We start from the raw sequence: 20,115 nt of genomic DNA on the forward strand, positions 1-20,115 counted from the left end.
TCGTCAATCAGCCTGCCAGCCGATTGATCGCTGCCTCGACCGTCATCGTCTCGCGAGCGCCGGTCTTGCGGTCCTTCACTTCCACTTCGCCGCTCGCGATCGAACGCGGGCCGACGATGATCTGCACGGGCACACCGATCAGATCGGCCGTGGCGAACTTCGTTCCGGCGCGCTCGTCGCGATCGTCGTACAGCACGTCCTTGCCGGCCTTCGACAGCGCGGCATAGACCGTTTCGCAAGCTTCGTCACAGGCCTGGTCCCCGGCCTTCATGTTGATCACCACGACATCGAACGGCGCGACCGAAGCCGGCCAGATGATTCCGTTCTCATCATGCGATGCTTCGATGATGGCGGGAACAAGGCGTGTCGGGCCGATACCGTAAGATCCCATGTGGACAGCATGTTCCTTGCCATCGGGACCCTGCACCTTCGCGCCCATCGGCTCGGAATACTTGGTGCCAAAATAGAAGATATGGCCGACCTCGATGCCGCGCGCAGAGAGGCGATCGCCTTCCGGAATGGCATTGAAGGCGGCTTCATCATGCATTTCGGAGGTGGCGGCATAGACCGAAGTCCACTTGTCGAAAATCCCCTTCAGGCCGACGGCATCATCGAAATTCGTGTCTTCGCCCGGAATGTCGAAATTGACGAAATCCTTGTGGCAGAAAACTTCGGACTCGCCGGTATCGGCAAGAATGATGAATTCGTGACTGAGATTGCCGCCGATAGGACCGGTATCCGCGCGCATCGGGATTGCTCTCAGGCCGAGGCGATTGAAGGTGCGCAGATAAGCGGCGAACATCTTGTTATAAGATTGCACGGCGCCTTCCTGCGTCAGATCGAAGGAATAGGCATCCTTCATCATGAATTCGCGCGAGCGCATCGTACCGAAACGCGGACGGATTTCGTCACGGAACTTCAGCTGGATGTGATAGAGATTCAGCGGCAAGTCCTTGTAGGACTTGACGTAAGACCGGAAGATGTCGGTGACCATCTCCTCGTTGGTCGGACCATAAAGCATGGGCCGATCCTGCCGGTCCTTGATGCGTAGCATCTCCTTGCCGTAGGCGTCATAACGGCCGCTTTCCTGCCAGAGCTCGGCCGACTGCAGTGTCGGCATCGACAGCTCGATGGCGCCGGAACGGTTCTGTTCCTCGCGGATGATCTTATTGACCTTGTCCAGTACGCGCTTGCCCAGCGGCAGCCAGGAATAGATACCCTGCGACTGCTGCCGGATCATGCCGGTGCGCAGCATAAGCCGATGGGAAACGATTTCAGCCTCCTTGGGATTTTCCTTCAGGATGGGCATGAAGTAACGAGACAGACGCATGACGCTTGTTCCAGATGGTTTGACGTTCCGCTCGCGGCGGAATCGTTAGCAAATTATGTACTGGAGGCAGTTCATAACTGCTTCGGCGTAGGAAGGAAACCCGCATTCTTCAACACAAGATTTTGGTAAAAGCCCGGAAATCCAGGGGAAAGCGCCTATTTCGGCTGTTTCGAAAAAGCGCACATTTATAAGGATTTACGGCGAAAATCCATCAACAGAAAAATTCTGCGCGAGTGTAGCAAAAAAGCAAAAAAAAGGATGACAAAGCTCAATGTTTGAGCTAATTTTAGCTCACAAAAGAGGCAGGAAGGCTAAATTCTTGTCGTTTCGCGGTCAAGTCTTGGGAGGATCAGATCTTAGGCGCGCTCGTTCGCTGCCCCGGTAACGGATAAGGATCACGCGATACTTTAAAACAAGGCTTTTAGCCTTGTTTTTTTTTGCTTTCTCAGCTCGATCTACTGCAGATCAGTTCAGTTGCGAGAAAGTGTCTTCAGCCTTTCGGCAGAACAACTCAAATGTCGGCCGGGATTTGATGCGCCATGCACATGACAGACGTGTGACGAATTGATGGCGATTGCGAGGCGCAAGCAAAGAGAAGGCTCAAATGATTGATCCGTGTTTTACCGCGCCCTTTCCATCAATTGTAGTTCGGCACGAACCTTGGAATGGAATCTATGCTCAGCCCGAAATAATGCGATGCAACATACCAGGTGCCATACAGGAGAGCTGACACCAGCGTCGTGATGAGAACCACTCGCCAAGCGCGGAATTTCGTCGGCGCACTTTCGACCGTACCTAGAATCACATGCTCGTCTTCGGCCTGGGTGCGCAGACCGAACGGCAGGACGGCAAAAAGCGTAATCCACCAGATGACGAAATAAACGGCGAAACTGGCGATGATCTGCTGTGCCATTATGCTCCCTTCGAGACGAGCCCGCTCGTCTCCTCCTCTTCCAAACTGCTTATAGGGGCAAAACAGTTGTCTTTCAAAGCGCAGATCAGCGCACTTAAAGCGGATTGAGATTCTAAAGCGCGTCGCGATCTTTCAGATTCGCTTCCCACGCTTTAGTCTTTGATTTTGCGCATGTCGTTGTCGCAAAACCGCTACACACTTTTGCGCGACATGCTCTGGGCCAGTTCCGCCAAAAATCATCCCGCTCCAGTGTCACACCTGCTCAAGCTCGACAAGCGTGCCGAAGAAATCCTTCGGATGCAGGAAGAGCACGGGCTTGCCATGCGCGCCGATCTTCGGCTCGCCATTGCCGAGCACGCGTGCGCCCGACGCCACAAGTTTATCGCGAGCCGCGAGGATGTCGGCGACCTCATAGCAAATGTGGTGCATGCCGCCATCCGGGTTCTTGGCCAGGAAGGCAGCGATGGGCGAGGCTTCGCCCAGCGGCTCGAGCAGTTCGACCTTGGTATTCGGCAGCTCTATGAAAACGACGGTAACGCCGTGTTCCGGTAGTGTCTGCGGCTGGGATACTGTAGCACCGAGCGTTTCACGATAGGCCTTAGAAGCCGCCGCAATATCCGGCACGGCTATCGCGATGTGATTGATCCGTCCCAGCACGGTAGTTCTCCTCCCCGATCGGCCGTTGAACTCAGCCGCCGGTGCGCGTCACGAACACGGTCACCATCGGCTTCTTGCCCCAGCCCTGATTGGCGGCGGCGCGCACCGCGCGGCGTACCGCCTCCTGCAGCATATTCAGATCCTTGCGGCGAGCGCGCGGAATGCTTTCGACGGCGCTGACGATGGCGTCGAAGAGCGTGTCCTCCATCTCCTCACCTTCATCATCATAGGCCGGCAGGCCGATCGGCACGAGGTCGGGATCACCGACGATGTCGTAACGGGCATCGAGCACGACATTGACGGAGACATGGCCGACATAGGAAAGCTTCTTGCGCTCGCCGATGCCCATCTCGTCGAAATCGCCGATCAGAATACCGTCCTTGAAGATGCGCCCATGCGGGGCCTCGCCGATGACTTCGACGGGACCGGGCGCAAGGCGCACGACATCGCCATTGCGTACGCGTGGCACGGTGGCAATGCCGCTCTGTTCGGCCAATTCCTTATGGGCGGTCAGATGCGTCGCCTCGCCGTGCACGGGGATGACGACCTTCGGGCGCGTCCATTCATACATCTTCTGCAATTCGTTGCGCCGAGGATGGCCGGAAACGTGCACGAGCGCCTCGGCATCCGTCACCACATGAACGCCCTGTTCGATCAGGCCGTTCTTGATGTCCTGAATGGCCTTCTCATTGCCGGGAATGGCGCGCGAGGAAAAGACGACGATATCGCCAGCCGCCAATGCGACGTTGCGCATCTCGTCCCGGGAGAGCTTGGCAAGCGCTGCGCGCGGCTCGCCCTGGCTGCCGGTCAGGATCACCACGACCTTGTCGCGCGGGATATAGCCATATTCGTCTTCGGCGATAAACGGCTTGATGCCTTCCATGATGCCGATATCGCGAGCGACGTCGACGACGCGTTTCAGCGAACTGCCAAGCAGAAGTATTTCCCGGCCAGCAGCTTCGGCAGCTTCGGCAATGGTGCGGATACGACCGACATTCGACGAGAAGGTGGTGATCGCCACCCTGCCCTCGGCATCCTCGATGATCTTGCGCAGGCTTTCCGACACGTCCTTTTCCGAAGGCGAAACGCCGTCGCGCAGCGCGTTGGTGGAATCGCACATCAGCGCCAGCACACCCTCTTCGCCGAGCTGGCGGAAGCGAGCCTCGTCGGTCAGCGGCCCAAGCGACGGCTCGTGATCGATCTTCCAGTCACCGGTATGGACGACATTGCCGAGCGGCGTGCGGATCATCAACGACATCGGCTCGGGGATCGAGTGGTTGACGGCCACGCCTTCGATCTCGAACGGGCCGACATTGATGCGGTCGCCGGCCTTGAACAGCGTCACCGGGATCTCGCCCATCGATTTCTCGTAATCGCGCTTGGCTTCGAGAAGGCCGGCGGTGAAGGCGGAGGCATAGATCGGAACGTTCAGCCCGGGCCAAAGATCATTAAGCGCGCCGTAGTGATCCTCGTGCGCGTGGGTGATGATGATGCCCTTGAGGTTCTTGCGTTCCTTGGCGAGGAAACGGATATCCGGCAAGACGAGATCGACACCCGGCAGATCCGGCCCCGGGAAAGTGACGCCGCAATCGACCATGATCCACTGGCGCTGCTCCGCCGGGCCATAGCCGTAGAGCGCGAGATTCATGCCGATTTCGCCGACGCCGCCGAGGGGCAGAAACACCAATTCGTCTTGCTTCGCCATCTGATCCCCAACCATTATCTAAAGAAAACATCGCCCGCCGCGATCGGCATGATCCTGCCGTCCTCGGTTTCGAGCATCAACAAGCCATTATCATCGATGCCCGAGAAATGGCCCAAAATCGAGCGATCCGGCAAGTTTACCGTGATCTTTTCCCCGATGCCGCACGCAAATTCACGCCAGCGCGCGGTGATTTCCCGAACGCCCCTGCCGCGGCTCCAGACCTCGAGCGCCTCCGACATCGCGGCATAAAGATGGGCAAACAACTCCTCCGGCGACACCATCGAGCCCTGCTGCCTCAGGCATGTGACGGGATAGATCGGATTGTCAGGCATCACGGCAATGTTGATGCCGATGCCGATGACGAGCGCATACCGGCCATCCGGCAGCGCTTCGCCCTCGATCAGGATGCCGCAGGTCTTCTTGCGGCCGATCAGGATATCGTTCGGCCATTTGATCTCGACCGGCTCGGCGGCGAGCGGCAGCACGCCGCGTACCGCCTGATGCACAGCGAGCGCCACCGCAAGCGGCAGAGAGCCAAGGCGGTCCATGGGAGCGGGATCGATCAGAAGGAGAGATGCGTAGAGATTGCCGGCTTCCGACGCCCAGGCGCGACCGCGGCGGCCGCGTCCACCCGTCTGACGCTCAGCGGTGACCCAAAGGTTTCCAGGGTCGCCTGCGCGCGCCCGTTCGAGACAGACGCTGTTTGTGGACGAGGTTTCCTGAAGGGCATCATGCCGGAAGTCGGCGAGCGACTTCCGGCTATTCATGTCAGACGCCATCAAAACAGCGTCGCAGCAGCGAGATCGGCAGCTCCGCCGATTACACCACCGAAGAAGACATAGGCAATGACGAACAGGCCGGAGAGACCGAAGACGAGGCGCAGCGAACCAGCGGTACGTGCGAATTCATCCTTGGCTTCATCGAACCACATCACCTTGATGACGCGCAGATAGTAGTAAGCGCCGACGACCGAAGCCAGAACGCCGATAATGGCGAGCGCATAGAGATGCGCCTGGATGGCAGCAACGAAGACGAAATACTTTCCGAAGAAGCCTGCGAGCGGCGGAATGCCGGCCAGCGAGAACATCAGCGCCGTCAGGACGACCGCCATGAAAGGATTGGTCGTCGAAAGGCCGGCGAGATCGTCGATGTTTTCGACCTGACGGCCATCCTTGCGGCGCATGGCCATGATGATGGCGAAGGAGCCGAGCGTCATGACCATGTAGATGACCATGTAGAGCATGACACCGGAGACGCCGGTCTTAGTGCCGGCGGCGAGGCCGACAAGCGCATAGCCCATGTGACCGATCGAGGAATAGGCCATCAGTCGCTTGAAATTGCGCTGACCGATCGCCGCGAACGAGCCGAGCAGCATCGAGGCGATCGAGATGAAGACGATGATCTGCTGCCAATCGGCCAAGACCGGATGGAAGGCCGTGACCACGATGCGGGTCAGGATCGCCATGGCGGCAACCTTTGGCGCAGCCGCGAAGAAGGCTGTGACCGGGGTCGGCGCACCTTCATAGACATCGGGCGTCCACATATGGAACGGCACGGCGGAGATCTTGAAGGCGAGGCCTGCAAGCACGAAGACCAGACCGAAGACGAGGCCGAGCGAACGGGTTTCGGCGCTGAGTGCGGTCGCGATCGCATCGAAGCTCGTGTGACCGGTGAAGCCGTAAACCAGCGACATGCCATAAAGCAGCATACCGGAGGACAGCGCACCGAGGACGAAGTACTTCAGGCCGGCTTCGGTCGACTTCAGGCTGTCGCGGTTGATGGCGGCAACGACGTAAAGAGCCAGCGACTGCAGTTCCAGCGACAGGTAGAGCGAGATCAGGTCATGCGCCGAGATCATCAGCAGGATGCCGAGGGTCGCGAGCAAAAGGAGCACCGGGAACTCGAAGCGATCGAGCTGCTGCTCGCGCGCCTGGCCAATGCTGAGGAACATGGCGACGATCGAGCCGACCAGCGCGACGATCTTCATGAAGCGGGAGAAGCCGTCGGCGAGATAGGCGCCGCCATAGGCGAGGCCCTCGCCCGGCACGAAGATGATCCAGAGACTTGCCACCGCGAGGACCGCGATGGCAAGACCGGTGACCGTGGGTCCCGACCGCTCGCCCGAGAAGACGCCGATCATGAGCAGCACAAGCGCACCGACCGCGAGGATGAGCTCCGGAATGGAAAGATGCAGGCTTGCAAGAATTGTGTCAGCAGTCATGTCGAATAAGTCCCGTCATCAATTCATCGACAGCGCAACATTCTGCGCAGCGTGCAGGGCAGCGGTATAATTGTTCACCAGCAGATCCACCGAAGCCGCCGTGGCATCGAAGATCGGAGCCGGATAGACACCGAATAGGATCGTCAGCGCGATCAGCGGATAGAGGATCAGCTGTTCACGCGGCGACAGATCCAGAAGCTTCTTCAGGTTTTCCTTCTCCAGCGCACCGAAAATCACGCGGCGGTAGAGCCAGAGCGCGTAGGCGGCCGACAGGATCACACCAGTCGCGGCAAAGAGCGCAACCCAGGTATTGGCGCGGAAGACGCCGATCAGGGTCAGGAATTCGCCGATGAAGCCAGAGGTACCGGGCAGACCAACGTTCGCCATGGTGAAGACCATCATGGCGACGGCATATTTCGGCATGTTGTTGACCAGACCGCCGTAAGCCGCGATTTCGCGGGTATGGGTGCGGTCATAGATCACGCCGACGCAGAGGAAGAGCGCGCCCGAGACGATGCCGTGCGACAGCATCTGGAAAATCGCGCCCTGCACGCCCTGCTGGTTGGCCGCGAAGATACCCATCGTCACGTAGCCCATGTGGGCGACCGACGAATAGGCGATCAGCTTCTTAATGTCGTCCTGCATCATCGCGACCAGCGAGGTGTAAATGATGGCGATGACCGAAAGGGCAAAAACGAGCGGCGCAAAATATTCAGAAGCGTTCGGGAACATCCCGAGCGAGAAGCGGATGAGGCCGTAGCCGCCGAGCTTCAGGAGCACGCCTGCCAGGATGACCGAGCCTGCCGTCGGCGCCTGAACGTGCGCGTCGGGAAGCCAGGTATGAACAGGCCACATCGGCATCTTCACCGCGAAGGAGGCGAAGAAGGCCAGCCATAGCCAAGTCTGCAGCTGCGGCGGGAACTTGTAAGCGAGCAGCGTCGGGATATCGGTCGTACCGGCCTGCCAGTACATCGCCATGATAGCGAGCAACATCAGCACCGAGCCGAGCAGCGTGTAGAGGAAGAACTTGTAGCTGGCGTAGACGCGATCCTTGCCGCCCCAGACGCCGATGATCAGGAACATCGGAATGAGGCCGGCTTCGAAGAAGACATAGAACAGCACGATATCCAGCGACACGAACACGCCGACCATCATCGTCTCGAGGACGAGGAAGGCGATCATGTAGTCCTTCAGGCGCTTTTCAACCGAGAGCCAGCTTGCGAGCACGCAGAAGGGCATCAGGAAGGTGGACAGGATGACGAATAGCATGGAGATGCCATCGACGCCCATGTGATAGCTGATGCCGCCCGTCAGCCACTCATGCTTTTCGACGAGCTGGAAGCCCGGATTGGCGTTGTCGAACCAGATCCAGACGAACAGCGACACGATAAAGGTGACGATGGTGGTCGCCAGCGAAATGTTCAGGACGTTCCGGCGGCCGTTGGCGCCGTTCTCCTGCGTGAACAGCAGAAGGAGAACGCCCACCAGCGGCAGGAAGGTGACCGTTGAAAGAATGGGCCAATCGGTCATCAGAGGGAACTCCCGAGCATCATCCAGGTAACGAGGGCTGCGATACCAAGCAGCATCGCGAAGGCATAGTGATAGAGGTAGCCGGTCTGCAGGCGCACGACGCGGTTGGTGACATCGACGACGCGGGCAGCAATGCCGTTCGGGCCGATGGTGTCGATGACCCCGATATCGCCCTTCTTCCACAGAAAGCGGCCAAGCGCCTTGGCGGAGCGGACGAAGAGGAAGTCGTAGAGTTCGTCGAAGTACCACTTGTTCAGCAGGAACTCGTAAAGGACGCGCTGCTGCTGAGCGAGGCGGCGCGGCGTTTCCGGCGACCTGATGTAGAAGTACCAGGCGGTGACGAGGCCGAGGAGCATGGCGATGAAGGGGCTGAGTTCAACCCACACAGGCGCATGTTCCATTTCCTCGAGGATCTTGTTGTCCGGGAGCGTGAACAGCGCATGCTTCCAGAATTCCTCGTAGGCGTGGCCGACGAAATCGGCGTTGAAATACATGCCGGCGGCGACAGCGCCGATCGCCAGCAGGTAAAGCGGGATCAGCATGACGTTCGGCGATTCATGCACGTGGTGCATGACCTCGTGCGAAGCGCGCGGCTTGCCGAAGAAGGTCATGAAGATCAGGCGCCAGGAATAGAAGCTGGTGAACATCGCGGCGATGACCAGCAGCGTGAAGGCGAAGCCGGCAGCTGCATTGTGCGAGGCGAAGGCCGCCAGGATGATCGCATCCTTCGAGAGGAAGCCGGCGAAACCGATATGGGTCAGCGGGATGCCGACGCCGGTGATTGCCAGCGTGCCGATGACCATCATCCAGAAGGTCTTCTGGATATGTGGGCGCAGGCCACCCATGTGACGCATGTCCTGCTCGCCGTCGACGGCGTGGATGACCGAGCCGGCGCAGAGGAAGAGCAGAGCCTTGAAGAAGGCGTGGGTGAAGAGATGGAAGATCGCAGCGCCGTAAGCGCCGACGCCGAGGGCTACGAACATGTAGCCGAGCTGCGAACACGTCGAATAGGCGATGACGCGCTTGATGTCGTTCTGCACGAGGCCGACGGTCGCGGCGAAGAAGGCCGTGATCGCGCCGATGATGGTGACGAAGGTCAGTGCATCCTGCGACAGTTCGAAGATCGGCGACATGCGGGCGACGAGGAATACGCCGGCGGTGACCATGGTGGCGGCATGGATGAGTGCGGAAACCGGCGTCGGGCCTTCCATGGCGTCCGGCAGCCAGGTGTGCAGGAGGAACTGTGCCGATTTACCCATTGCGCCCATGAACAGCAGCAGGCAGACGGCCGTCAGCGCGTGGCCGCGATCGAGATGCATGCCGAGGAAATTGAGCACGATATCGGTCGGCTGGCCGCCCTGCCCGGAAGCAAAGCTCTGGGCATTGCCGAAGATGACGTCGAAATTGATCGATCCGAAGAGGACGAAGACGCCGGCAATGCCGAGAACGAAGCCGAAGTCGCCAACGCGGTTGACGATGAAGGCCTTCATCGCGGCAGCCGAGGCGGATGGCTTCTTGAACCAGAAGCCGATCAGCAGATAGGAGGCAAGACCAACGCCTTCCCAGCCGAAGAACATCTGGGCGAGGTTGTCGGAGGTCACCAGCATCAGCATGGCGAAGGTGAAGAGCGAGAGATAGGCAAAGAAGCGCGGACGATGCGGATCGTGATGCATGTATCCGATCGAATAGACGTGAACCAGGGTCGAGACCGAGTTCACGACGATCAGCATCACCGAGGTCAGCGTGTCGACGCGCAGCGCCCAGGAAACGTCGATGCCGCCGGACTGGATCCAGCGCAGGACTTCAACCTTGATCGGGCCATCCGTATGGCCGAGCGCCACCGCGAAGAAGACGATCCACGAGAGGACGGCCGCGACGATCATCAGGCCGGTGGTAACATATTCCGAAGCCTTGGCGCCGATCGCACGGCCGAAAAGGCCAGCAATGATCGCGCCAATCAGGGGAAGAAAGACGATAGCCTTATATAAAAACATAGCTTTATCAGCCCTTCATCACGTTGACGTCTTCGACCGCGATGGAGCCGCGGTTACGATAGAAGACGACGAGAATTGCAAGACCGATCGCGGCTTCCGCCGCGGCGACGGTCAAAATGAATAGAGCGAAAACCTGGCCGACGATGTCGTTGAGGAACGACGAGAAGGCGACCATGTTGATGTTGACGGCGAGCAATATGAGCTCAACCGACATCAGGATGATGATGACGTTCTTGCGGTTCAGAAAGATACCGAAAACGCCGAGCACGAAGAGGATGGCGCTGACCGTGAGGTAATGGGAAAGTCCGATGACCATGTTGTTGTTCCTTTGATCCTCGTGCCTCGCCTCAGACGCCCTGCCCCGGCTTGACCTTGACCACCTCGACGGCAGTCGCGGGCGTGCGGGCGACCTGTTGGGAAATGTTCTGGCGCTTGATATGCGTGCGATGCTTCAGCGTCAGCACGATTGCGCCGATCATCGCGACCAGCAGAACGAGGCCGGCGATCTCGAAGAAATAAACGTAGTTGGTATAGAGCACGTCGCCGAGGGCGGCAGTGTTCGTCCGCTGCGTCAAGGCCGGGATCGGCATGGCGACGGTCTTGGCAACGGTCGGCGAAATCACGCTGCCGCCGATAACGACGATCAGCTCGGCCGCAAGGATGACGCCGATCAAAGCGCCGATCGGTGCATATTCCAGAATGCCGGCCCTGAGCTCGGAGAAATCGATATCGAGCATCATGACGACGAAGAGGAAGAGAACCGCCACGGCGCCGACATAAACGACCAGCAGGATCATCGCCAGGAATTCAGCCCCCATCAGCAGGAAGAGGCCGGCCGCGTTGAAGAAAACCAAGATGAGGAACAGGACCGAATGGACCGGATTCCGCGCCGATATAACCATGAACGCCGACGCCACAGCGACAAAGGCGAAGATATAGAAAAAAAGAGCCTGCAGACCCATGTTGGTGCCTTTTTCGTCTTCCCCCGGGCAGCGAGGTGTTTCCCCTGCCCGATGGAGCTCGGTCGGACCCATGTCCGGCAAAGCCCCGGTCTAGATTCAACCGCGACGGCAGCGCTTGGCCGCCCGTCACGGCATATTCAAAACTCCGCTCAGCGGTACGGCGAATCGATCGCGATATTCTGCGCGATTTCGCGTTCCCAGCGGTCGCCATTGTCCAAAAGCCGCGCCTTGTCGAAGTAGAGCTCTTCGCGGGTCTCGGTGGCGAATTCGAAGTTCGGCCCTTCGACGATCGCGTCGACCGGGCAAGCCTCTTGGCAGAAGCCGCAATAGATGCACTTCACCATGTCGATGTCGTAACGCACCGTGCGGCGGGTGCCGTCGTTGCGGCGCGGCCCGGCTTCGATGGTGATGGCCTGGGCAGGACAGATGGCCTCGCAGAGCTTGCAGGCGATGCAACGCTCTTCGCCGTTCGGATAACGGCGCAGCGCATGTTCGCCGCGGAAGCGCGGGCTGACCGGCCCCTTTTCGAAGGGGTAATTGATCGTTGCCTTCTGCTTGAAGAAGTAACGCATCGACAAAAAGAATGCGCCGACAAATTCCTTGAGGAACAGCGAGCTGACGGCGTTGGAAATTCCGGCCATCTTCAACCTCCAAATCTGCTTGAAGCGAGGATCGACATCATCATGCCCATCCCGTCAGCTTCAGCACGAATGCAACGATAACGACCATGGCGAGCGACAGCGGCAGGAAAACCTTCCAGCCAAGGCGCATGAGCTGGTCGTAGCGGTAGCGCGGCACGAATGCCTTCACCATCGCGAACATGAAGAACACAAAGCACGACTTCAGCAAGAACCAGATGATGCCCGGAACCCAGTTCAGGATCCAGATATCGACCGGAGGCAACCAGCCGCCGAGGAACAGGATCGTCGTCAGCGAGCACATGAGGACGACGGCGGCATATTCGCCGAGCATGAACATCATGTAGGGCGAGGAGCCGTATTCGACCATGAAGCCGGCAACCAGCTCCGATTCCGCTTCCGGAAGGTCGAAGGGCGGACGGTTCGTTTCAGCCAGCGCCGAAATGAAGAACACGATGAACATCGGGAACAGCGACAGCCAGTGCCAGTCGAGGAACGAGGCCGGCAGGCCGAGCTTGGTGCCGAGGCCGGTCTGCTGCGAGAGCACGATATCCGTCAGGTTCAGCGAACCGACGCAGAGCAGCACGGTGACGATGACGAGGCCGATCGAGACTTCGTAGGACACCATCTGCGCCGCCGAGCGGAGCGCGCCGAGGAACGGGTACTTCGAGTTCGAAGCCCAGCCGCCCATGATGATGCCGTAAACTTCGAGCGACGAAATCGCCAGAATGTAGAGGATGCCGACGTTGATATCAGCGACGACCCAGTTCTGCGCGACAGGCACGACGGCCCAGGTCGACAGCGCCAGCACCACGGAAACCAACGGAGCCAGCAGGAACACCGTCTTGTTGGCGCCGGCCGGGATGATCGGCTCCTTGAACATGAACTTCAGCAAGTCGGCGAAGGACTGGAACAGGCCGAAAGGACCGACGACGTTGGGGCCACGGCGCAGCTGGACGGCAGCCCAGATCTTACGGTCGGCAAGCAGAATGTAAGCGATGAAGATCAGCAGGCAGACCAGGAGCAACAGCGACTGGCCAATCATGATCAGCGCCGGCCAGAGATAGGTCGAAACGAATGAATCCATAGTCCTCTGCCCTTACTCTGCCGCAACGCGGAAATTGTTGCGGGCCAATGCCGAGCACTCGGCCATGACAGCCGATGCGCGCGTTATCGGGTTCGTCAAATAGAAGTCTTTGATCGGCGAAGCAAATGCCGATTTGCCCATTGCGCCGGCTTTTTTCGCAAGTGCGGCAATTTGGGCGCTATCGCCTTCAGCAATCTCGTCGATACCGGAGAAATGCGGGAAGGCTGCATAGAGCTTGGCGCGTAATTCTCTCAGCGAATCAAAGGGAAGCTTCTTGCCGAGCACGTCGGAAAGGGCACGGATGATCGCCCAATCTTCGCGGGCGTCGCCCGGCGCGAAACCGGCGCGATTGCCCATCTGGACGCGGCCTTCCGTGTTGACCCAGGTGCCTGACTTTTCGGTATAAGCTGCAGCTGGAAGGATGACATCGGCGTTCTGAGCGCCGTTATCGCCGTGCGAGCCTATATATACAGTGAACTTCGCGCCCTTACGGCTAAAATCAAGCTCGTCGGCGCCCAGCAGGAAGAGGACGTCCATCGAGGACAGCATGGTAGCGGCGTTGACGCCCTTTGCGCCCGGCACGAAGCCGAGATCAAGGCCGCCGACACGCGCAGCTGCCGTGTGCAGCACGGCGAAGCCATTCCAGTCTTCCTTGACGACGCCGACGGCGGCAGCGAGCTTGGCGGCATTTGCCAGAACCTCGGCACCGTCTTCGCGGATCAGGGCGCCCTGGCCGATGATGATCATCGGCTTTTGAGCATTCTTCAGCACGTCGGCGAAGCTGTGCGAGCCGCTGACGAGATCTGCCAGCGTGTCCGGGCCGGCGCCGAGATAGTCATAGGAGTAGCGAAGGTCTGCAGCTTCGCCGATCACGCCGATCGGGAACTTGCCGCGACGCCAGCGCTTGCGGATGCGCGAATTCATCACCGCAGCCTCGAAGCGCGGATTGGCGCCGACGATCAGCAGCGCATCGGCGGCTTCGATGCCTTGGATGCTCGGGTTGAAGATGTAGCTTGCGCGGCCGAGCGACGGATCAAGCGCCGTCCCGTCCTGGCGACAGTCGAGATTTTCCGATCCGAGCGACTTCAGCAGCTCGCCAAGGGCGTACATTTCCTCGACCGAGGCGAGATCGCCGGCGATCGCGCCGATCTTGTCGCCGCTGGTGGCGGAAACGGCCGACTTGATGGCAGCGAAAGCGTCGCTCCAGCTTGCCGGTTGCAGACGGCCGTCCTTACGGACATAGGGCTTGTCCAGGCGTTGGGTCTTCAGGCCGTCCCAGATAAAGCGGGTCTTGTCGGAAATCCACTCTTCGTTGATCTGCTCGTTGACGCGGGGCAGCACGCGCATGACTTCGCGGCCGCGCGTATCGACGCGGATTGCCGAGCCGAGAGCGTCCATGACGTCGATCGATTCGGTCTTGTTCAGTTCCCACGGACGAGCCGTGAAGGCGAAGGGCTTGGAGGTCAGCGCGCCGACCGGGCAAAGGTCGACGACGTTACCCTGCAGCTCGGAGGTCATCGCCTGCTCGAGATAGGTGGTGATCTCGGCATCCTCGCCGCGGCCGATGAGGCCGAGCTCGGAAATGCCGGCAACTTCCGTCGTGAAGCGAACGCAGCGCGTGCAGTGGATGCAGCGGTTCATCACGGTCTTGACGAGCGGGCCGATATACTTGTCCTCGACGGCGCGCTTGTCTTCCTGATAGCGCGAACTGTCGATGCCGAAGGCCATAGCCTGGTCCTGCAGGTCGCATTCGCCACCCTGATCGCAGATCGGGCAATCCAGCGGGTGGTTGATCAGCAGGAATTCCATCACGCCTTCGCGGGCCTTCTTGACCATCGGCGTGTTGGTGAAGACTTCCGGAAGCTCTCCGTTCGGGCCGCCGCGGATATCGCGAACGCCCATGGCGCAAGACGCCTGCGGCTTCGGCGGGCCACCCTTCACCTCGACTAGGCACATGCGGCAATTGCCGGCCACCGACAGTCGTTCATGGAAGCAGAAGCGCGGGACTTCGGCGCCGGCTTCCTCGCACGCCTGGATAAGCGTGTAGTGATCCGGAACTTCGATCTCTTTACCGTCAATCTTCAGTTTAGCCATCGTCCACTCAGTCCTATGTCACGTCTCCAGCCCAACCTGGCCGCAGACAATTTCATGATCGCAAGCCGGATTGCCATCGGGGCGGCTCAGACGCCTGATAGCACCGGTTTGCTCACAATAAGCTTTGCCAAGCCTTGTCCCCGCAAGACCAGCTTTGCGATCGAGCCATGCGGGGCACCCACATCGTCTCCATCGCCTTCATTCACCCTCCCCGGCCGCGATCCAGCCGAGGAAAACCTTAACTCCGGCCCTTCGGCAGCAGCGCCTTCGCCTGGCCAACCCAGTCATCGCGCCGGATGCGACCTTCGAAACCGAGCTCGCCATCGATCCGCTCAATATCCGCATCGCTCCAGGCAGCGATATCGGCGAAGCGCTTGATGCCACGTCCGTTCAGCACCTGCTCCAGCTTCGGACCGACGCCGGAAATCCGCTTCAGGTCGTCAGCCTTTTCGGCTGCCTTGCGGCCGCGCGCAGGAGCCGGCTTTGCGGCGACCGGCGCGGCGGCTTCAACCTTCGCCGTCTTCTTTGCAGGAGCCGTGACCGCCTTCGGTGCAACAACCGCGGGCTTCGGCTCGGCTTTCTTCGCGGCAGCCGGCTTCTGCTTCGCAGCAACCGGTTTCGGTGCAACAGCCTTGACCGCAGCCTCCTTGGCTGCAGCCTCGGGCTTTACAGGTTTCGCGTCCCCTGCCCCACCATCCACGCCCGCCCGCTTCGCAGCGACCTCAGCCGGATGTTTTTCCTCTTCAAGGGCATCGGCCAGCCGGGTGCTCGCTTCAACGGCGCCCTGGAAGGCACCGAAGAATGCACCCGCCAATTGCGAGGTAAAGCCGAAACCGATTGCTGTGACGGCCGCAATGGCTGCGACCGGATGGGCCATCAGCGGATGGATCGGCATGATCGGCGCGTTCCCAAACATATCGGCAGCAGCGCGGCCAAGATCGGCCGATGCATTACCAGCCGCTCCGCTCTCCTGCCTGATATGGTTGGTCTTCGCCATCTTCGATCCTTACTCGGCTGCTTCCAGAACCGCGCCGTGGCTCGTCGCATTGGCAGTGTACTGGTCGATGCGCTTTTCGATCTCGGGACGGAAATTGCGGATCAGGCCCTGAACCGGCCATGCTGCTGCGTCACCGAGCGCACAGATGGTATGACCTTCGATCTGCTTCGTCACCTGGAACAGCATGTCGATCTCGCGCTTCTGGGCGTTGCCACGAGCCATACGCTCAAGAACGCGCCACATCCAGCCGGTGCCTTCGCGGCACGGCGTGCACTGGCCGCAGCTTTCATGCTTGAAGAAGGCCGAGATGCGGGCAATCGCCTTGATGATGTCGGTCGACTTGTCCATGACGATCGCCGCTGCTGTGCCGAAGGACGACTTAACTTCGCGCAGGCCGTCGAAATCCATCGGGCAGTCGATGATATCGGCGGCCGGAACGACGGGGCACGATGCGCCGCCGGGAATGACGGCAAGCAGATTGTCCCAGCCGCCGCGAATGCCGCCGGCGTGCTTGTCGACGAGTTCACGGAAGGTGATGCCCATGGTTTCCTCGACCGTGCAGGGACGGTTGACGTGACCGGAGAGCATGAACAGCTTCGTGCCGACATTGTTCGGACGGCCGAAGGAGGAGAACCAGCCGGCGCCGCGGCGCAGGATCGTCGGGGCAACGGCGATCGACTCGACATTGTTGACCGTCGTCGGGCAGCCGTAGAGACCCATGTTGGCCGGGAATGGCGGCTTCAGGCGCGGCTGGCCCTTCTTGCCTTCCAGGCTTTCGAGCAGCGCGGTTTCCTCGCCGCAGATGTAAGCGCCGGCGCCGTGATGAACGAAAACATCAAAATCCCAGCCGAGTTTATTGTTTTTGCCCAGCAATCCGGCATCGTAGCATTCATCGATCGCAGCCTGCAGGGCTTCGCGCTCGCGCATGTACTCACCGCGGACATAGATGTAAGCGGTATTCGCGCCCATGGCGAAACCGGCGATGACGCAGCCTTCGATCAGCGTATGCGGATCGTGGCGCATGATGTCGCGGTCCTTGCAGGTGCCGGGTTCCGACTCGTCGGCATTGACGACGAGATAATGCGGACGGCCGTCACTTTCCTTCGGCATGAAGGACCACTTGAGGCCGGTCGGGAAGCCTGCGCCGCCACGGCCGCGAAGGCCGGAAGCCTTCATCTCGTTGATGATCCAGTCACGACCCTTTTCGAGGATTTGCTTCGTGCCGTCCCAATGGCCGCGCGACATCGCGCCCTTCAGGGATTTATCCTTGAGGCCGTAGATATTGGTAAAGATGCGATCCTGATCCTGTAACATGCTTCACCTCTTACCGCGGCTTCTTGCCGAAGACCTTGATATATTCCGCTTCGCCACCCTTAGCGAGTGCCTCAGCCTGCCTGACCCAGTCGTCACGATCGATCCGGCCCTTGAAATTCAGATAGCCGTCGACCCAATGGCGCTCGGCTTCGTGCCAGCTGGCAATCTGCGCGAAGGTAAAGATGCCGAGCTCATGCAAGGTCCCTTCGATCTTCGGGCCAACGCCTGAAATGAGCTGCAGATTGTCCGGCTGCGCGGGTCTTTCGATACCGGCGGGACGATTCTTGTCGTCGAGCGACGGCTTTCCGGCGACAGGCTCGGCAGCCGCAGTCCCAGAAAGCGGCTGCGCCTCCGCTGCCTTGGCGTTCTTGGCTGCCTCCTTCGGCGCCGTCGCCGGCGTCTTCAGGCTCTTATTGGTTTCCGCATCCGTGCTCTTGGCACGGGCGGCTTCGGACGGCGGGATCGATACGGTATCAGCAGTAGCCTTGGCCACCTTGCTCGCCGTGCTCTTTGCCTTGGCCTCATCCGACAGCAGAGACGTCAAACCGCCTTCCGGAGCGGAGAAAACGCGATCGATCTGTGGGCCGGTCTGAATCTCATGACCCTTGCCTGCGGCGAATGCATCGATGATCTCTTCCAGGCGTGTCGGCGTCAGATCCTCATAGGTATCCTTGCCGATCACGACCATCGGTGCGTTGACGCAGGCGCCCTGACATTCGACCTCTTCCCAGGAGAGAGTGCCGTCGGCATTGCGCTCGAAAGCGTGATCGTTGATCCGGCTCTTGCAGACCTTGATCAGCCCCTCGGCGCCGCGCAGCATGCACGGCGTCGTGCCGCAGACCTGAACGTGAGCGCGCGTGCCAACCGGGTGCAGCTGGAACTGCGTATAGAAGGTCGCGACTTCGAGCGCGCGGATATAGGCCATGTCGAGCATGTCGGCGATCGTTTCGATGGCCGCCTTGGTGACCCAGCCTTCCTGCTCCTGCGCACGCATCATCAGAGGGATGATCGCGGACTGCTGGCGACCCTCCGGATATTTCTGGATCGTCTTTTCAGCCCAGACCGAATTCTCCGCATTGAAAGCGAAGGCGGCAGGCTGGAATTGATCTTCGGCTAGTCGACGAACGGACATCTTTCACGCCTTATCTCAGTTTAAGGACCCACACCGCGTATTCGTCAGAGACGAGAATTCGCAGGCATAGGCCGACTGGTCTTTCTGCATAAACACAACGAACTTACCGCCGTTCGGCACGGCGGCCTTGATCTGGTAGCCACGGGAAAGAAGGTCCGCAACGGTCGAATCTCCGCCCGACATACCCTCATTTCCGCCTTTTGCAGTATTCGTGCTCGTGGCATTCGAACCCTGCATGTTGAGCGTCGGCAGGCTCAGCGTCTTGCCGGTCTGCTGTGCCGAGGCACCGCAAGCGACCAGAAGCGCCGGAACTATCACCTGCCAGACCCGCATCAGCGATCCACCTCACCGAAGACGATATCGAGTGAACCGAGCACGGCTGCGACGTCGGCGAGCTGGTGGCCGCGGCACATGAAGTCCATGGCCTGCAGATGCGCATAGCCCGGCGCACGGATCTTGCAGCGATACGGCTTGTTGGAGCCGTCCGAGACGAGATAGACGCCGAACTCGCCCTTCGGCGCTTCGACGGCTGCATAAACCTCGCCGGCCGGCACGTGATAGCCTTCGGTGTAAAGCTTGAAATGGTGGATCAGCGCTTCCATGGAGCGCTTCATCTCACCGCGCTTCGGCGGAACCACCTTACCATCGAGCGATGAAACCGGTCCGGTCCTGGCATCGCCGAGCAGACGATTGACGCACTGCTTCATGATGCGGACAGATTCGCGCATTTCGATCATGCGGATGAGGTAGCGGTCATAGCAGTCGCCGTTCTTGCCGATCGGAATATCGAATTCGAGATCGGAGTAACATTCGTAAGGCTGCGCCTTGCGCAAGTCCCAGGCAGCACCGGAGCCGCGGACCATGACGCCGGAGAAGCCCCAGGCCCAACAGTCTTCCAGCGAGACTACGCCGATATCAACGTTACGCTGCTTGAAGATACGGTTGCCGGTCAGCAGATCATCGATATCGTCGAGCGCCTTCAGGAAGGGGTCGCACCAGTCGCCGATATCCTGAACGAGCTTTTCAGGCAGATCCTGGTGAACGCCGCCCGGACGGATGTAGGCTGCGTGCATGCGCGAACCGGAGGCGCGCTCGTAGAACACCATCAGCTTTTCGCGCTCTTCGAAGCCCCAGAGCGGCGGTGTCAGCGCGCCGACGTCCATAGCCTGCGTCGTGACATTCAGAAGATGCGATAGGATACGGCCGATTTCCGAATAAAGGACGCGGATCAGCTGGCCGCGGATCGGGATATCGATGCCGAGCAGCTTTTCGACGGCCAAGGCATAGGCATGCTCCTGGTTCATCGGCGCGACATAGTCGAGGCGGTCGAAATAAGGAACGGCCTGAAGGTAGGTCTTCGTCTCGATCAGCTTTTCCGTGCCGCGATGCAGCAGGCCGATATGGGGATCGACGCGTTCCACAATTTCGCCGTCCAATTCGAGGACAAGACGCAAAACGCCGTGCGCAGCCGGATGCTGCGGACCGAAATTGATGTTGAAGTTGCGAACGTTATGTTCTGTCATGGCGGCGATGCTCGCGTT

General features: G+C 59.8%; 18 protein-coding genes. All 18 read right to left on the reverse strand.

Translation table 11 applies throughout. The annotated features are described in order from the left end of the window. Positions 1-7 precede the first annotated feature (7 nt). Complete coding sequence (gene proS, locus AC13QE_RS08770) at positions 8-1,330, reverse strand: proline--tRNA ligase (protein ID WP_132716362.1); 1,323 nt, start codon at positions 1,328-1,330, stop codon at positions 8-10. Between the two features lie 637 nt (positions 1,331-1,967). Then, entirely contained in the window at positions 1,968-2,243 is a 276-nt protein-coding gene (locus AC13QE_RS08775) for a DUF1467 family protein (protein ID WP_132716361.1), read from the reverse strand. A 252-nt stretch (positions 2,244-2,495) separates the two neighbouring features. Continuing rightward, positions 2,496-2,900, reverse strand: a complete 405-nt coding sequence (gene mce / locus AC13QE_RS08780; protein ID WP_488483376.1) for a methylmalonyl-CoA epimerase — start codon at positions 2,898-2,900, stop codon at positions 2,496-2,498. 31 nt (positions 2,901-2,931) lie between these two features. Further along, complete coding sequence (locus AC13QE_RS08785) at positions 2,932-4,605, reverse strand: ribonuclease J (protein ID WP_488483377.1); 1,674 nt, start codon at positions 4,603-4,605, stop codon at positions 2,932-2,934. A 14-nt stretch (positions 4,606-4,619) separates the two neighbouring features. Further along, positions 4,620-5,384 (reverse strand): biotin--[acetyl-CoA-carboxylase] ligase, encoded by a 765-nt coding sequence (locus tag AC13QE_RS08790; RefSeq protein WP_488483378.1) that lies wholly within the window; start codon positions 5,382-5,384, stop codon positions 4,620-4,622. Continuing rightward, positions 5,384-6,826 carry an NADH-quinone oxidoreductase subunit NuoN gene (nuoN, locus tag AC13QE_RS08795; RefSeq protein WP_488483379.1) on the reverse strand — a complete coding sequence of 481 codons (1,443 nt, stop codon included), beginning with the start codon at positions 6,824-6,826 and terminating at the stop codon, positions 5,384-5,386. Before nuoN ends, AC13QE_RS08790 begins: the two co-directional genes overlap by 1 nt. Before the next feature lie 18 nt (positions 6,827-6,844). Beyond that, complete coding sequence (locus AC13QE_RS08800) at positions 6,845-8,356, reverse strand: NADH-quinone oxidoreductase subunit M (protein ID WP_132716356.1); 1,512 nt, start codon at positions 8,354-8,356, stop codon at positions 6,845-6,847. Continuing rightward, entirely contained in the window at positions 8,356-10,350 is a 1,995-nt protein-coding gene (nuoL, locus tag AC13QE_RS08805; protein WP_488483380.1) for an NADH-quinone oxidoreductase subunit L, read from the reverse strand. The genes AC13QE_RS08800 and nuoL overlap by 1 nt, the downstream gene beginning before the upstream one ends. Positions 10,351-10,357: 7 nt before the next feature. After that, on the reverse strand, positions 10,358-10,666 hold the full coding sequence (gene nuoK / locus AC13QE_RS08810) for an NADH-quinone oxidoreductase subunit NuoK (protein WP_007689961.1): 309 nt from the start codon (positions 10,664-10,666) through the stop codon (positions 10,358-10,360). A gap of 31 nt (positions 10,667-10,697) precedes the next feature. Further along, a complete protein-coding gene (locus AC13QE_RS08815) occupies positions 10,698-11,312 on the reverse strand; it encodes an NADH-quinone oxidoreductase subunit J (RefSeq protein ID WP_069614970.1) in 615 nt (204 codons plus the stop codon). Positions 11,313-11,461: 149 nt separating this feature from the next. Then, on the reverse strand, positions 11,462-11,953 hold the full coding sequence (nuoI, locus tag AC13QE_RS08820; protein WP_113233043.1) for an NADH-quinone oxidoreductase subunit NuoI: 492 nt from the start codon (positions 11,951-11,953) through the stop codon (positions 11,462-11,464). A gap of 40 nt (positions 11,954-11,993) precedes the next feature. Continuing rightward, positions 11,994-13,037, reverse strand: a complete 1,044-nt coding sequence (gene nuoH / locus AC13QE_RS08825; RefSeq protein ID WP_047627053.1) for an NADH-quinone oxidoreductase subunit NuoH — start codon at positions 13,035-13,037, stop codon at positions 11,994-11,996. Between the two features lie 12 nt (positions 13,038-13,049). Then, positions 13,050-15,131: an NADH-quinone oxidoreductase subunit NuoG gene (gene nuoG / locus AC13QE_RS08830; protein ID WP_015339511.1), complete on the reverse strand. Its 2,082-nt coding sequence runs from the start codon at positions 15,129-15,131 to the stop codon at positions 13,050-13,052. A gap of 238 nt (positions 15,132-15,369) precedes the next feature. Then, positions 15,370-16,128 (reverse strand): 5' DNA nuclease, encoded by a 759-nt coding sequence (locus AC13QE_RS08835; protein ID WP_488483381.1) that lies wholly within the window; start codon positions 16,126-16,128, stop codon positions 15,370-15,372. A 9-nt stretch (positions 16,129-16,137) separates the two neighbouring features. Continuing rightward, on the reverse strand, positions 16,138-17,442 hold the full coding sequence (nuoF, locus tag AC13QE_RS08840) for an NADH-quinone oxidoreductase subunit NuoF (RefSeq protein WP_112607157.1): 1,305 nt from the start codon (positions 17,440-17,442) through the stop codon (positions 16,138-16,140). 10 nt (positions 17,443-17,452) lie between these two features. Further along, the gene (locus AC13QE_RS08845; protein ID WP_488483382.1) at positions 17,453-18,574 is read right to left on the reverse strand and encodes an NADH-quinone oxidoreductase subunit E; all 1,122 of its coding nucleotides are present in this window, start codon (positions 18,572-18,574) and stop codon (positions 17,453-17,455) included. 15 nt (positions 18,575-18,589) lie between these two features. Next, on the reverse strand, positions 18,590-18,907 hold the full coding sequence (locus tag AC13QE_RS08850) for a hypothetical protein (protein ID WP_488483383.1): 318 nt from the start codon (positions 18,905-18,907) through the stop codon (positions 18,590-18,592). Then, positions 18,907-20,097: an NADH-quinone oxidoreductase subunit D gene (locus AC13QE_RS08855; protein WP_112398588.1), complete on the reverse strand. Its 1,191-nt coding sequence runs from the start codon at positions 20,095-20,097 to the stop codon at positions 18,907-18,909. The genes AC13QE_RS08850 and AC13QE_RS08855 overlap by 1 nt, the downstream gene beginning before the upstream one ends. Positions 20,098-20,115: the final 18 nt, after the last annotated feature.

It is taken from the genome of Martinezella sp. CNPSo 3957 (assembly GCF_057784395.1).